Annotated in this window: 14 protein-coding genes; 3 read left to right on the top strand and 11 right to left on the bottom strand. The window is 63.0% G+C overall.

Features of this window, described 5'->3' with window-relative positions:
• Position 1: 1 nt before the first annotated feature.
• The 11 genes from ureG to LQ788_RS02660 form a co-directional block, all read right to left on the bottom strand.
• On the bottom strand, positions 2 to 733 hold the full coding sequence (gene ureG / locus LQ788_RS02710; RefSeq protein WP_231445041.1) for an urease accessory protein UreG: 732 nt from the start codon (positions 731 to 733) through the stop codon (positions 2 to 4).
• A gap of 61 nt (positions 734 to 794) precedes the next feature.
• Positions 795 to 1,688, bottom strand: a complete 894-nt coding sequence (locus LQ788_RS02705; RefSeq protein ID WP_231445039.1) for an urease accessory protein UreD — start codon at positions 1,686 to 1,688, stop codon at positions 795 to 797.
• The gene (locus tag LQ788_RS02700; RefSeq protein ID WP_231445037.1) at positions 1,666 to 2,361 is read right to left on the bottom strand and encodes an urease accessory protein UreF; all 696 of its coding nucleotides are present in this window, start codon (positions 2,359 to 2,361) and stop codon (positions 1,666 to 1,668) included. The genes LQ788_RS02705 and LQ788_RS02700 overlap by 23 nt, the downstream gene beginning before the upstream one ends.
• Before the next feature lie 8 nt (positions 2,362 to 2,369).
• The gene (locus tag LQ788_RS02695) at positions 2,370 to 4,079 is read right to left on the bottom strand and encodes an urease subunit alpha (protein ID WP_231445035.1); all 1,710 of its coding nucleotides are present in this window, start codon (positions 4,077 to 4,079) and stop codon (positions 2,370 to 2,372) included.
• Positions 4,072 to 4,689, bottom strand: coding sequence for an urease subunit beta (locus LQ788_RS19985; protein WP_231445033.1), 618 nt, complete (start codon positions 4,687 to 4,689; stop codon positions 4,072 to 4,074). The genes LQ788_RS02695 and LQ788_RS19985 overlap by 8 nt, the downstream gene beginning before the upstream one ends.
• Positions 4,686 to 4,988, bottom strand: coding sequence for an urease subunit gamma (locus LQ788_RS02685; RefSeq protein ID WP_262908305.1), 303 nt, complete (start codon positions 4,986 to 4,988; stop codon positions 4,686 to 4,688). The genes LQ788_RS19985 and LQ788_RS02685 overlap by 4 nt, the downstream gene beginning before the upstream one ends.
• Positions 4,989 to 5,286: 298 nt before the next feature.
• Positions 5,287 to 6,069: a gamma-glutamyl-gamma-aminobutyrate hydrolase family protein gene (locus LQ788_RS02680; protein ID WP_231445029.1), complete on the bottom strand. Its 783-nt coding sequence runs from the start codon at positions 6,067 to 6,069 to the stop codon at positions 5,287 to 5,289.
• A gap of 98 nt (positions 6,070 to 6,167) precedes the next feature.
• Positions 6,168 to 6,896 carry a gamma-glutamyl-gamma-aminobutyrate hydrolase family protein gene (locus LQ788_RS02675; RefSeq protein ID WP_231445027.1) on the bottom strand — a complete coding sequence of 243 codons (729 nt, stop codon included), beginning with the start codon at positions 6,894 to 6,896 and terminating at the stop codon, positions 6,168 to 6,170.
• Entirely contained in the window at positions 6,893 to 7,618 is a 726-nt protein-coding gene (locus LQ788_RS02670) for a substrate-binding periplasmic protein (protein ID WP_231445025.1), read from the bottom strand. The genes LQ788_RS02675 and LQ788_RS02670 overlap by 4 nt, the downstream gene beginning before the upstream one ends.
• Complete coding sequence (locus LQ788_RS02665) at positions 7,615 to 9,105, bottom strand: glutamine synthetase family protein (protein ID WP_231445023.1); 1,491 nt, start codon at positions 9,103 to 9,105, stop codon at positions 7,615 to 7,617. The genes LQ788_RS02670 and LQ788_RS02665 overlap by 4 nt, the downstream gene beginning before the upstream one ends.
• 134 nt (positions 9,106 to 9,239) lie before the next feature.
• Positions 9,240 to 10,448, bottom strand: a complete 1,209-nt coding sequence (locus LQ788_RS02660) for a cytochrome P450 (protein WP_231445021.1) — start codon at positions 10,446 to 10,448, stop codon at positions 9,240 to 9,242.
• Positions 10,449 to 10,751: 303 nt separating this feature from the next.
• Here LQ788_RS02660 and LQ788_RS02655 point away from each other — a divergent pair, with 303 nt between their 5' ends.
• The 3 genes from LQ788_RS02655 to LQ788_RS02645 all read left to right on the top strand — a co-directional run bounded on the left by LQ788_RS02655 (position 10,752) and on the right by LQ788_RS02645 (position 13,425).
• Complete coding sequence (locus LQ788_RS02655; RefSeq protein WP_231445019.1) at positions 10,752 to 12,050, top strand: FAD-dependent oxidoreductase; 1,299 nt, start codon at positions 10,752 to 10,754, stop codon at positions 12,048 to 12,050.
• 78 nt (positions 12,051 to 12,128) lie between these two features.
• Positions 12,129 to 12,584: a flavodoxin domain-containing protein gene (locus LQ788_RS02650; protein ID WP_231445017.1), complete on the top strand. Its 456-nt coding sequence runs from the start codon at positions 12,129 to 12,131 to the stop codon at positions 12,582 to 12,584.
• Positions 12,585 to 12,660: 76 nt separating this feature from the next.
• The gene (locus LQ788_RS02645; protein WP_231445014.1) at positions 12,661 to 13,425 is read left to right on the top strand and encodes a FadR/GntR family transcriptional regulator; all 765 of its coding nucleotides are present in this window, start codon (positions 12,661 to 12,663) and stop codon (positions 13,423 to 13,425) included.
• The last annotated feature ends 10 nt before the right edge of the window (positions 13,426 to 13,435 follow it).

Here is a 13,435-nt window from a genome sequence, read left to right as displayed (position 1 = left end):
TTCAGTGCTGGTGGGCTTCTTCGCCTTCGGCATGGGTGTGCATATAACCCTCGCCGTCTTCTTCGGCGTGGAAGTGCGGTGCCATCGGGCCCGGGTCGACCGGGGTGTGGTCGCCCTTGACGAAGCGGGCGTGGACTTCGCGAACCCAGTCGGCCAGAGCCTGAACGGTTTCGGGGGCCTTACGGGAGACTCCGAGCACGGGTCCGCCTTCGCGGGCCTTCTTCGCGTCCTCGATCATGAGGTCGACGTCGACATCGACGTACTGGCCGAGGTCGATCTTGTTGATGATGAGCAGGTCGGCCCGGCCGATTCCCGGTCCTCCCTTGCGTGCGACGTCGCCGCCTCCGGCAACGTCGAGGACGAAGATCTGGGCATCGACGAGGGCCGGGGAGAATGTCGCGGTGAGGTTGTCGCCGCCTGATTCGACGAGCACGATGTCGAGCGGATCGAAGTCCTCTTCGAGAGCCTCGACGGCCAGCAGGTTCATGCTCACATCGTCGCGGATCGCGGTGTGCGGGCAGGCTCCAGTCTCGACGGCGCGGATGCGCTCATCGGGCAGGACTCCGGCTGCCTTGAGGAAGCGGGCGTCCTCGTCGGTGTAGATGTCGTTGGTGATGACGCCGATGCGGAACTCCTGCGCGAGTGCGGTGCAGATGTTGGCGATCGAGGAGCTCTTGCCGGTACCGACTGGTCCGGCGATGCCCAAGCGAAGTGCGCGTTTTCCGTTGCTCATTGTCTCTCCTTCTCTTCGTGGTGGTTTTTGTGAGTTGTGGTGGTCAGGTGGATTGTGGTGGTCAGCGTGGCACGGCCGACCAGGTCTGTTCGCGGCCCCAGGGTTCGCCGATGTGCGTCAGTGCCGCGTCGAGGCGTTTGCGCAGCGCTAGAGCATCGGCTCCCACCGCGGTGATCTGTACGCAGGTGTCGTCGACGGGCAGGATCACTGTCTGCGGGTCGATGACCACGGTCTCGTTCGGCAGGCCGCCGTCGGGGTCGACGATGACGATGGATCCGACTCCCAGACCCCGACCGGCCACGGCGGGTGAGTCGAAGCCGGGACTGTTCGGGCCCAGGTCGAAGCGTTGGATGCTCAACGGGGCACCACCTCGGCGGACGTTGAGGGCGGAGCTGAGGTCTCCGGGGTCTTCGCCGTGACGGCCGAGGACGAGTTCTTCGCGGTAGAAGAGTCGAGCGTCGGCGGCGAGGTCGATGTCGACGGTGTGTGAGTGTCGGCATCCCTTCGCGGCGATCACCGGTTCGGGCACCCACACCAGGGTCGCGGCCTCGCCGACCTGGGCGTGCGATTCCAACAGCGAGGGGTGCCCGTGCACGCCGGGCAGCACGAGCGTGGCCGAGACTTCCCTGATGAGCAGGCTCGACCCGTCGCCGACGCTGACGTCGAAACGGTAGTGGTCGCCGCCGAGCGGCCCGGCGGCTCCCGAGGTCAGCGCGATGCGGGCGGCGTTCGGATCACGATCGATGAAGGGTTCGTGGCCGCTGGCACCGGTGGGTCGGGGCACCAGTGGAGCTTGCGCGCGCAGACCCGAGACGCGTGTCCCCGGCTGGCCGGGCTCGCTCAGTTCGGTCGCCACGGACGCCCGACACGTCATTCCGCTGGGGCCATTGGATTTCACGTCGGCAGTCGCAGCGGTGTCGGAGATCCTGCTCTCAGGATGCGAATAGTCGAACATGATCCTTCACATGCATCTCGGCGGCGAAATCTGACAGGGGCGAACTCAGTGCCGGCAGGTCCCGGGCCGGAGTGAGTTCGTAGGCCGCGGCTGCCTCGGCGGCGACGTCGAGTTCTTCACCCAGGGACAGGATCGCGCCGTGGGCCTGGAAAGGGTCGATGCTCATGAGCTTGACCGCGGCGGTGGCCGGTCCGGTGACCGCTTCGTGGAGTACGACTGCCGCGGTCTCCGCAGCCCCCACCCCGAGGGCTTGACCGACTGCCCCGTAGACGAGTGGCTGCTGCAGTCCCTTCGGCAGGTTCTCCAGCAGCGGGTGCGGATGGATCCGCTGCATCGACCGCAGCATCAGCGTCCCCAACCATTCCCCTGTCTTCCGCAGGGCGGGGGCAGGTGTGCGGGCGCAGAGCTCCGCGTCGAGAATAGTGAGTCGGTCCCCCACCTCGGCGAGAGAATGGTGGTCACCGAGGATGTGCCGGGCCGAGACCGCGAAGGCGGCGTTCATCAGTCCGGTCGTGTGCAGGCGTCCGCGCAGGAAGTCCTTCAGGTCGGTCACGTCGGTGACCCATCCTTGGCGGATGGCCTGTTCGAGTCCGCCGGAGTGCGCGTACCCGCCTGAGGGAAGTCGCCCGTCGCCGAGCATCAGGAGGGTCGCGCGTGAGGTGTTTCGTGTCATCCCTGTTCTCAGAACAGGAAATAGCGTTGGGCCATGGGCACGAACTTCGCGGGTTCGTGTTCGATGAGCTCGTCATCGATGGTCACCGCGTAGGTGTCGGAGTCGACCTCGATCTTCGGACGTGCCGAATTGTGGATCATGTCGTCCTTCGTGATTCCACGCGTCGAGGTGATCGGCACGAAGGGCCTGTCGACGTTGACCTTGTCCGCGATGCCGTCGGCGATCGCATGTTCGGACACGAACGCCAGGCTCGTCGCAGCGGCCGCGGAGGATCGGAAGTTGAAGCCCATCCGCTCCGATACCGGCTGCGGGGTCGGGATCGAGGCGTTCGGATCACCCAAGGCCGCCACCGCCGCCATGCCGCCCTTGAACACGGTGTGCGGGCGGACTGCGAACATCGAAGGCTGCCAGAGCACGAAGTCGGCAAGTTTGCCGACCTCGATCGAGCCGACGTGGGCGTCGATGCCGTGGGCGATGGCCGGGTTGATCGTGTACTTCGCGACGTAGCGCATGGCGCGGTTGTTATCGGCCCGATCATCGCCTGCCAACGGTCCACGCAGGCGTTTCATCTGGTGAGCGGTCTGCCAGGTGCGCATTGCGACCTCACCGATGCGGCCCATGGCTTGGGCGTCGGAGGACATGATCGACAGCGCCCCCATGTCCTGGAGAACATCCTCGGCGGCAATGGTTCCCGCCCGCACCCGGCTCTCGGCGAACGCGAGGTCATTGGGCACCTGCGGGTTGAGGTGGTGGGCGACCATGACCATGTCGAGGTGTTCATCGACGGTATTGGTCGTGAACGGCCTGGTCGGGTTCGTCGAGGCCGGGAGGACGTTGAGCTCCGAGGCGATCGTGATGATGTCGGGTGCGTGGCCGCCGCCTGCGCCCTCGGTGTGGAAGGCGTGGAAGGTGCGCCCCTTGACTGCGGCGAGCATGTCTTCGACGAAGCCAGCCTCGTTGAGGGTGTCGGAGTGGATGGCGACCTGGACTCCGGTGTCATCGGCCACGCGCAGGGCGTTGTCGATGACGGCCGGGGTTGCACCCCAGTCCTCGTGGATCTTGAAGCCACCGGCACCACCGCGCACCTGTTCGAGCAGTGCTTCGTCGTTCATGGTGTTGCCGCGTCCCAGGAAGAGGACGTTGACCGGCCAGGGGTCCATGCTCTCGAACATGCGAGCCAACCACCAGGGGCCGGGGGTTGCCAGTGTGGCCTTCGAGCCTTCGGTTGGCCCCGTTCCGCCGCCGACCATTGTCGTGGTTCCGGCCATGAGGCCGACCTGGAACATATCGGGTCCGACATAGTGGACGTGGGTGTCAACGGTGCCGGCGGTCATGATGAGTCCGTTGCCGCTGGCGATCTCCGTGTTCGGACCGATGACCAGGTTGGGGTCGACTCCGTTCATGGTGTCGGGGTTGCCGGAGCGTCCGATGCCGACGAATCTGCCGTCGCGGATGCCCACGTCGGCTTTGATGACTCCCCAGTGGTCGAGGATGATCACGCCGGTGATGACGAGGTCGGGGGTGCCTTCGGCGCGGGTCCGTGATGATTGGGCCATGGATTCCCGGGCGGATTTGCCGCCGCCGAAGACGACTTCGTTGCCGCCGACGCAGTAGTCCTTGTCGATCTCGATGACGATGTCCGTGTCGGCCAGTCGGACTCGGTCACCGACGGTGGGGCCGAACGATGCCACGTATTCGGACCTCGATATGTCAACCATCCAACTCTCCTCTGCACTCTCCTCGGAACCCCAGGGCAATACGGGCGCCCTGAATGGGAACGAGTTCGACTTCCTCATCGGCTCCCGGTTCGAAGCGCATCGCGCCACCGGAGAGCACATTCAGCCTCTTGCCCCAGGACCGTTCGCGGTCGAATTCCAATCCGGGATTGACCTCGGCGAAGTGGAAGTGCGACCCGACCTGGATCGGTCGGTCGGAGACATTGGCGACGCGCAGGGTCGTCACGGCCAGACCGACATTGATCTCGACGGGCTCGTCGCGGAGGAAGATCTGTCCGGGGATGACCTTGTCCGCGGCCGTGACCGGTGCTGCGGACTCCTCACGTGGACCCTGCCTTGAACCCGATCCGGGGCGTCGGGGTTCGCTGGGGCCGCTGGGTCCCGAGGAAGGATGTCGTTCACGCTCGTCGATGCCCGGTTCTTGGACCACTGTCGGTGCGACGTCGTCGTAGTCGCGGCCCGGATCATCGCTGGGATGCTCGGCGTCGATGTCGCGATGCTCGGGCTGGAGCTCTTCGTTCTCGAACGGGTTCGCGCCCTGCTTCTCGTCGTCGGGTCCCGTTCCCGCCGGTCCGTGTTCGTTGCTCATCATTGGAGCGGTCCTGTCACGGTCACAAGCTTGGTCCCATCGGCGAAGGTCGCCTCGACCTGAACCTGAGTGAGCATTTCCGGTACCCCTTCCATGACGTCATCTCTGCTGAGCACGTGTCGGCCCGATTCCATCAGGTCAGCAACACTCTTGCCGTCCCTTGCACCTTCCAAGAGATAGGAGGTGATGATGGCTGTCGCTTCGGGCAGGTTGAGTTTGAGGCCGCGGTCTTTGCGCTCCAAGGCCAATTTTCCGGCCGTGTAGATCATCAGACGTTCTTGCTCATACAAACTGAGAAACACTTTTCCCCCGGTGCACTCGAAAGGTATGTATCAATTCGCAAAGGTGATGCGGAGGCTGCCTGTCACACCGGGTGCTCGAGACCCGGGCAGGGCACGTCGAATGACGTCCTGAAGCAGCGTCTCACCCGCGAGAATACGCTCATGCAAGCAACCTTACCCATCGCTTTTTGGCAGTCAAGTCCACAACGGAGGTCGTCTGCGGCCGGGGTTTCAGCGCGGGGTCAGGAAGGGGCCAGTGCGGGGTGGGCGCGGGGTCTGTTCGGGGGCAGTTCTGGGTCGGTTCGGAGTCGCAGCGGAGTCAGTTCTGCGCGATCGCCGGTCCCCGGGAGCGGGTCCGGGTCCGCGCTCTCTCGAGAAAGGCCGCAAAGAGGACGTCTCTGTCGGTCTTGCTCGCCCCAGCTTCTTCCGGGTGCCATTGCACCCCGAGGATCCAGGTGTTGTCCACGCGTTGTGTTGCTTCGACGATTCCGTCAGCAGCCCGCGCGGCCACGGACAGACCAGTGCCGACCCGACCGACTGCCTGATGATGCCCGTTGCGGACGGTGAACTGCTCAACCTGATAGAGGTCGTGGATGATATGCCCTGGTTCAAGTTGCACCACTTCGTCGAGGAAGAGCGGCTCCCCTGGGGCGCCTTTGTGCAAGTGGTACGGGTCGAGATCGGGAATCAATGTGCCACCACAAGCCACATTGAGCAGCTGGGATCCACGACACAGGTGCAGCATGATCGAATCCTCACCGATCCCGCGAGCAATGATCTTAAGCTCACGCTCATCGGCTCGCCGGTCCTTGCCGTACTCGTTGGGGACGACCTCGGTGTGGCCGTAGATCGTCGCGTCGACGTCTCCCCCACCGAGAACGAGGATTCCGTCAGCGGCTGCGATCGCCTCATAGTCCGGTTCACCGCCATCGCTCACATCGTGAATGACGGCCTTTCCGCCGAGCTCGTGGATCGAATCGACGGCAGTGATCGTCAGATCTTTCTGCAGTGAGATCGAGCCCTCGGTCTGCCCGGGCATATTCAACCCCACGATCACTGCGATCTCAACATCCGCCTCGGCGGTGGGAGATGTTGTGAGCACGTCTGCTGGAACAAGGTCATGCACGGTCACTGCGATTCGCTTTCGTTGGCTGTGGTTGTTCGGCTGCGCGCTGGCCGCACGAGATCAGTGTCGGTTGTTCAGCTGCGCTTCTGGCGGTGTTCTTCCGCCTGGGTGACGATCCATTCGAACAGTGCCCGGTCCACGGGCTCTGATTCCGCGCGGTCTTCGGGGTGCCACTGCACCGCAAGGATCGTGTGGTCGTCATCTTCGACGGCTTCGACACAGCCATCGGTTCCGCGCGAGGTCACGCGCAGTCCCCGACCGAGTTCGTCGATGGCCTGGTGGTGATAACTCGACACAGTGACGTTCTCGCTTGTATCCAGGGCCTGGGCCAAGAGCGAACTCGCTTCGACGCTGACCGGGTGGATTTGGCCGACATGGTCGACGTCACCAGCTGGCCAATGCTGGAACAGGGTCCCGCCGCGCTCCACATTCCACAGCTGCAGTCCCCGGCAGATGAAGAGAGCGGGGATGCCGAGGTTCTCAGCCGCGGCGATGGCCGCAGCGTCAGCGTCATCCTGAGACGGCAGGTCCGTCCCTGCGTAGGACTCGTCAGGCTCTTGCCCATAGCGCTTCGGATCGATGTCCGATCCTCCGGGCAGGACGATGCCGTCGACACGGGAGTACAGGCCGCTGTCGATCACCGGCGGCACGATGACCGGTTCCCCGCCAGCAGCGGAGATCGACCTGAGCACAGCATCGGCGACAACACTGCCCGAATGCCGCAATCCCCGCACCTGCCCGGACGACATGGCGGGGACGGCGATGAGCGGCCGCGATGAAGCCGTATCTGAGGCAGCGGTCATGAGGGTCGTCCTGCAGACAGAGTGTCGGCTGGGAAGGGCAGGTGCGGCATCCACCGCGCCCACACCTCGGCGAGGCGACCATCGGCGATGACCTGCGCCAAGGCGGTGTCGAGGAGCTCAAGCATCGGGGCGTTGTCCTTTGCCACTCCCACTCCCCACGGGTTTCGGGTCTGTGCCGTGAAGGCCAGATCGAACTCGGGTTCATCACCGAGCGGAACTGTGACGACATCATCGTCGACCATTGCGTCGACGGTGCCATCACGGACCGCCTGGATCATATCGGCGAAGACATCGTCCGTGGGGCCGAAGGGCACGAGCTGCGCACCGGGGAACGTCTCTGCCAACACCATGTTGGCACTGCCCTCGATGGCTGCGACCTTGTACCCGCCGAGGTGGTCCGGTGCGGTGGCCCGATCACCGGCGCGGACGAGCACCGATTCGTTGAAGACCGCGTACGGGCGGGTGAAGTCCACCTGAGCCTGCCGAGAGGGGATGATGCCCTGCCCGCACCACACGGCATCGGCGTCGCCACGGATCACAGCCGGAATCATGTCGTCCCAGGGCACGATGACCCACTCGAGCTCACGGCCGAGCACCTCGGCGACGAGCTGCGCAGCTTCGGGTTCGTACCCGGTGCGGGTGATGCCGCCGTCCTTCGACTTATCAAACAGCGGTGCGGCCTCCGAGTCGATGCAGGCGAAGCGGATGTTCGTGCCGGTCATGGGATTGCCTGCCAGTACTGGTCGAACTCCCACTGGGTGAGCACACCGCAGTACTGTGCCCATTCGTTCTCCTTCATCTCCAAGAAGGTGTCGGCAAGTGCAGGAGGCAGTGCTGTCCGGACGAACTGGTCATGGCGGAAGGCCTCGACGGCTTCACCGAGGGTGCGCGGCAGTTCGATGCCTTGGCTGCCGGCTTCCGGCGGCTCGACCTGATTGCCGATTCCGTCGGCGACAGCCGCAGTGAGCAGGGCATGGGACAGGTAGGGGTTGACGGAAGCATCGGGGACACGCACCTCGGCGCGTCCGTTCGAGGAGATCCGGATCATCGAGGCACGGTCGTCCAGACCCCAGTCGGCGCGAGCCGGGGCGAACTGACCCGGATCCCAGAACCGCTTGTAGGAATTCACGGTCGAGGCGAAGATGAGCATCATCGCCGGGGAGTTCTTGATGATGCCGCCCACTGCCCAGCGTCCCAACTGGGACAGGTGCAGTTCCTTGACGCCTTCATCTTCGAAGGTGTTGACTCCGGCTTCGTCCCACAGCGAGATGTTGTGGTGGCAGCCGGCGCCCATCTCACCGATGAAGGGCTTGGGCATGAAGGAGGCTTCGACATCGAACTCCCGAGCAACCTGGGAGCAGATCTGACGGTAGGTAACCAGGCGGTCAGTGGTGTTCTCGATGTCGTCGAAGTTCCAGTTGAGCTCGATCTGCCCCCGGTCCTCATAGTCGCCTTCGATCATGTCGAACCCGAGTGCATCGGCGTATTCATGGATACGCTTGTAGATCGGGCGCATGCCTTCGAGGTATTCCACCTGGTAGGCAGGGTTGTAGCCGGGGATGGTCTTGGGCGTGATGGATTCGCCGACCCAGACCATTTCGGGCTCCGTGCCGGACTTCATCGTCAGCCCGAAGACGTCCTTGAGCAGCGAATGCGTCCGCTTCATGTGCGCACGTGAGTCGTGGACATTTGGTCGTCCCGCAATGTCACCGAGGTGGTCCGGCTCGTAGGTCGAGCAGAAGATCCGTCCGACTTCCCCGTCCCAGGGCAACGGGTTGAAGGAATCGGCCTCTGGCATCGCCACGAACTCCTTCGAGTTGATGTTCGCACCGATGGGGTTGCCGTGGACATCGTTCTGGAAGTCCATGAGCGCGTTACGGGTGAAGTTCACACCCTTCTCGAGGTTACGCACGAAGTGTTTGGCCGGGACCACTTTGGCCACGGTGCGCGAACGCAGGGTGGGCACCATGTAGTACATGTATTCGACGCCCGAGCGCTCGATCTTCTCTTTGAGCGCCTCAACAGTGTCGTTGTCGGTGTTCGCTTCCCGGTGACGGTCGAGGGCGCTGTTGTCGTCGAGCTCTGAAGCGATGCGGGAGCGGAACACCTCGGCGAGGTTGGTCCCGTGGGAGGCGGTCCGGCGGCGAATCGCTTCGACGGCGGGATCCTCCTGAGCAGTCTGGGCGGTGAGCGGGTCAGTGATCGTCATTGTTCATTTTCCTCTGTTCGCGGTTCGGCAGCTCTGCCGAACGGTCGATCCGGGAGCACCCGGAAGTGATGCGGTCTCAGTTGTGGGATGAAAATTCTGTTGCGGGTATCAACAGTCGGTGTCCGCCCTCGGTGTCAGCCGCGGGCTTCGAACGTCAACGGCAGACTGATCGGGCCGGTGTTTCCGGAGTCCGGCAGCCAGGTGTCACCGCCCGGGCAGTTGAGATTCGTGATGCGGGAGGCGAGAATCGGCAGAGCTTGGCTCATGTCTGCCCGCGCAATGTAGTGACCGAGGCAGTGGTGGATGCCGCCGCCGAACGTGAAGTGCGGTTTGCGATCTTCGAGGGTGATATCGACTTCGGGGTTCGGGAAGGCACGCTCGTCCGAGCCTGAGGTGTGGGTGAACAGGTGCACCGTGGTGCCGGCGGTGAACTCGATTCCGCCCAGTTCGAAGTCCTCGATGACCTCACGTGTCACCCAGCGAGTCGTGGGATTGACTCGCAGCACTTCTTCGAGAGCCGGCTTCGCCAGTTCCGGGCGCTGCGCGAGGATCTCCCACTGCTCCGGGTTTCGGATGAAGGTCTGGATTGCGAGGCCGAGTTGATTGCGAGTCGTGTCCATGCCGCCGAAGAGCATCAGCACCAGCGCATTGCGCAGTTCCTCGGCGTCGAGCTTGTCCCCGGACTCACTGAAATGAACCAGACGGGAGACGACGTCCTGGCCTGGATCTGCCCGTCGTTCCTCGATGAGGCCTTCGACGAATTCGTAGAGTTCGCGGACCGCTTCGTCGACCTCGTCGATCTTCTCCTTGATCGATACCGACAGCGCATAGCCGACGGTGTTGGCGCGGGAGGCGATGAAAGGCCAGTTCTTGTGGTCGAGACCCATCATGGCGCACAGAGCGCGGGTGGCGAAGGGTTCGGCGAAATCGCGCACGAAATCGCATTCCCCGTTGTCCGCGAAGGAATCGATGAGCTCGGTGGCGATCTCTGCGAACTCGGGCTCGAGCTTGCGCGCCATCGACGGGGAGAACGCCGGGTTGAGCAGCCGCCTGATCCGATGGTGCTCATCGGACTCGAGCACCAAGAGGTTCTTCCGCCACCATTCGTGGAACGCTCCGGAGTGAACTCCATGGTGGTCTGGCCAACGGGCGCTGCCTTGGGAAAGGCTCTGGTTCTTCAGCAGTGCCGCAACCTCGTCGTATCTCAGGACGGCGTATCCGTAGTTGGTCCGGGCGATCCAGGATCGCTCGCGGGCATCGCGAACCTCTTCTGACGCCATGGCGAAGCCCGGCGCAGCGATGTCGAGATAGGGAAGTTCGGTCGTGTCGATGGTTGTGCTCATCAGCGTCACTCTCCAGCCAATCGTCTTTGATCAACGCTTACAGTGAATCAAACATTCACTTCTGCATGAATCAAACCATATGTGACTCATGGCACGCAAGCCCCTCCCTGCCGGTAACTTATCTGGTCGATGAGCAAGAAAGCGGGATTCTCGGAGCAGCACTTGCCGAAGTCTCCCCGATCCGCAATGATTGAGAAACAAATGTTATGGTCGTGAGGCTGACAGCTCCTCGGCGATCATTGCGACCGGCGGGCCTCGGCTCGGAGTTCAACGGAGAATTCGTCGACAGATGGAGGTCGAACCATGAATGCTCAGACACCCAGACATATTGCGATCATCGGCAGCGGTCCTGCCGGCTGCTTCACGGCGCAGGCTCTGCGCCGTCACTGGAAAGATGCAGAGATCACTATTTTCGATCGCCTCGCCGCTCCCTACGGTCTCATCAGGTACGGCGTCGCGGCGGACCATCAGCATACGAAGGCCGTGACTCGACAGTTCGACCGCAACTTCTCTTCCGGTGACTTCAGATTCGCCGGCAATGTCGAAGTCGGCACCGACATCGACCTCGCTTCTATCCGTGCCGAGTTCGACATCGTCGTTCTGGCCACTGGACGCTGGCGCGATCGGACGCTGACGGTTCCGGGAGCCCATCTCGACGGAGTGCTCGTCTCCGGAGACATCGTCAACGCGCTCAACACCGTGCCGCGACCCAATATCCCGATGCCTGCAATCGGCCAGAAGGTCGTCGTCGTCGGTGCGGGCAATGTCGCCCTCGACATGGTGCGCTTCCTCATCAAGACTGCCGCGGACTACGCGGACAGCGATGTGAGCCCGGAAGCTCTCGATTCCTACCTCGACTCACCAGCCACGCACGTCACCGTCCTCAGCCGATCCCCCATCGCCTCGGCGAAGGCTGATGTGGCGATGATCCGAGAGTTGGGCAAGATACCGGGAGTCCGCATCACCGTTGCGAACTCGAGCCCTGCCACCGAGGACAACACCCTCGGACGCAAGCGCGAGGCCGCCTTCGCAGACCTCACCTCGCATGAGGTCGAGGACGCACGCGCACACGTTCACTTCGTCTTCGGTGCCACTCCTTCGCGGATCGGCGGCACCCAACATGTGGAGACCGTCCATCTGTCTGCCGCACCGGCCGGAGAGGCGAGCGTGATTCCTGCGAACACAGTCATCTCTGCGATCGGTTTCGACGTCAACGCTCCGGGGCATTGGCATTATGCCGAGGAGTACGATTTCGCCCCTTCGGACGACCTCGGCCGCGTCGGCCCCGGACTCTACCGCTCGGGATGGCTCAAACGCGGACCGGTGGGCGCAATTCCTGCGAACCGCTCCGATGCCCATCAGGTCGCCAAGGAGATCATCGCTGATTTCGAGTCAACCGACGTCGACTCGGCTGACTCTCCGTTGAAGTCCGCCGGCGGCTACGAAGCCCTCCCCCAAACGTTGAGAGACCAAGCGGTGAGTTTCGCCGACTGGGGGCGGATCGATGCTGCGGAGCTCGCGAATGCGGACGAATCACGTATCCGGCGCAAGTTCCATGACCACGAGGACATGCTCGCCGCCGCACACCCGCAGAATGCATGACTCGTACCACCGAAGACATGAACGGCGCAGCCGAGCGCAAGACCTTCACAACTGGGAACATCGAACGAAAGAGATGAAATGAATACCGTCGTCCTCTATGGAACCGAATCCGGCAACTCGGAGCTCATCGCTCAGGACCTCGCCGACAAGCTCAACGCGGACGGTCACTCCGCCGAGGCCATCGATCTTCAGGATTTCGAACCAGAGAGTCTCACTCCTGAGAACTTCTACCTCGTTGTCTGCTCCACTCACGGCGACGGGGAACTCCCCAATACCGCAATCGAATTCCATGAGAAGTTCACTGCGTTCTCCGGCGACCTCACCGGTGTGAAGTACGCGATGTTCGGCCTCGGAGATTCCTTCTACGAAGAGACTTACAGCCAGGGCAGTGAACATCTCGATCGCCGTTTCACCGAACTCGGCGCTACTCGAATCGGTGAATACGGCAGGCATGATGCCTCTTCCTGGGACTTGCCCAGTGATGTCGCGCTGGAATGGCTGCCCACTGTCATCGAGGCCGCCGAGGCTGCCTGAACCTACGGCTATGCAGGTTAGGATTTCGGCAGAGGCTAGGATCTGAAGAAACGTGAAGTCAGGAGGGGTGGGGCCGTTGGCGAATTCGTTTGCATTCGTTCCGGCGTCCCAGGGACCCCATGGCCCTTTCGGCTACGGCGATGCTCTGGCCGATCGGATCGTCACTGCGATCTCGTTGGGATCGATCTCCGTGGGAGAGCGCCTGCCTGCAGAGATCGAGCTCGCCGCGGAGTTCAATGTCGCGGTGGCCACCCTGCGTAAGAGTTTGGCGGTTCTGCGAGAGAACGGAATCGTCGAGACCCACCGTGGCCGCAGCGGCGGAACCTTCATCGTCACGGTGCCTTTCCCCACGGACGAGCAGATCCGGAACTATCTCGCGAGCCTCTCCATCGTCCAGTACCGTGACTACGGCGATGAGCACACTGCGGTATCGACCGGCGTCGTCCGGTTGGCCTGCCAACGAGCTCACACCCAGGCTGTGGCGGAACTCGAGCATGCCGCTGCCCGCATGAAGAATGCGAGCACCCCGGCCGAATGCTCGGCTGCCGACAGCCGGTTCAATATGCAGTTGGCCATCGTGTCGCAGTCACCGCGTCTGCTGCGGGCAGAGATGCGCCTGCAGAGTGAGATCCTCGCTCTCAAATGGTCTCCGGCAGGAGCAGCCGCACAGGTCTCTGACGTCATCGCCGATCATCGCGAAGTCCTGGAAGCCGTCAGCGATCGCGATTCCGACCGTGCGGAACGAGCCGTTGAGGCGAACATCCGAAAGACCGTCTATAGTCTCATCGATGTGAAGCTCACTCTCGACTCGAACGGCGCCGACACTGCGTCGGCACGGTGAAACAGCCACA

The sequence above is a fragment of the Brevibacterium zhoupengii genome (assembly GCF_021117425.1).
Classification (GTDB): Bacteria; Actinomycetota; Actinomycetes; order Actinomycetales; family Brevibacteriaceae; genus Brevibacterium; species Brevibacterium zhoupengii.
The sequence above is the reverse complement of the archived record's forward strand: the minus strand, read 5'-3'. Positions and strand labels throughout refer to the sequence as shown.

Bases quoted from the DNA above. Each gene is read 5' to 3' on its own strand.
- LQ788_RS02695 (WP_231445035.1), bottom strand. From the start codon at position 4,079: ATGGTTGACATATCGAGGTCCGAATACGTGGCATCGTTCGGCCCCACC.
- LQ788_RS02650 (WP_231445017.1), top strand. From the start codon at position 12,129: ATGAATACCGTCGTCCTCTATGGAACCGAATCCGGCAACTCGGAGCTC.
- ureG (WP_231445041.1), bottom strand. From the start codon at position 733: ATGAGCAACGGAAAACGCGCACTTCGCTTGGGCATCGCCGGACCAGTC.
- LQ788_RS02705 (WP_231445039.1), bottom strand. From the start codon at position 1,688: ATGTTCGACTATTCGCATCCTGAGAGCAGGATCTCCGACACCGCTGCG.
- LQ788_RS02655 (WP_231445019.1), top strand. From the start codon at position 10,752: ATGAATGCTCAGACACCCAGACATATTGCGATCATCGGCAGCGGTCCT.
- LQ788_RS02665 (WP_231445023.1), bottom strand. From the start codon at position 9,105: ATGACGATCACTGACCCGCTCACCGCCCAGACTGCTCAGGAGGATCCC.
- LQ788_RS02670 (WP_231445025.1), bottom strand. From the start codon at position 7,618: ATGACCGGCACGAACATCCGCTTCGCCTGCATCGACTCGGAGGCCGCA.
- LQ788_RS02700 (WP_231445037.1), bottom strand. From the start codon at position 2,361: ATGACACGAAACACCTCACGCGCGACCCTCCTGATGCTCGGCGACGGG.
- LQ788_RS02660 (WP_231445021.1), bottom strand. From the start codon at position 10,448: ATGAGCACAACCATCGACACGACCGAACTTCCCTATCTCGACATCGCT.
- LQ788_RS02675 (WP_231445027.1), bottom strand. From the start codon at position 6,896: ATGACCGCTGCCTCAGATACGGCTTCATCGCGGCCGCTCATCGCCGTC.
- LQ788_RS19985 (WP_231445033.1), bottom strand. From the start codon at position 4,689: ATGATGAGCAACGAACACGGACCGGCGGGAACGGGACCCGACGACGAG.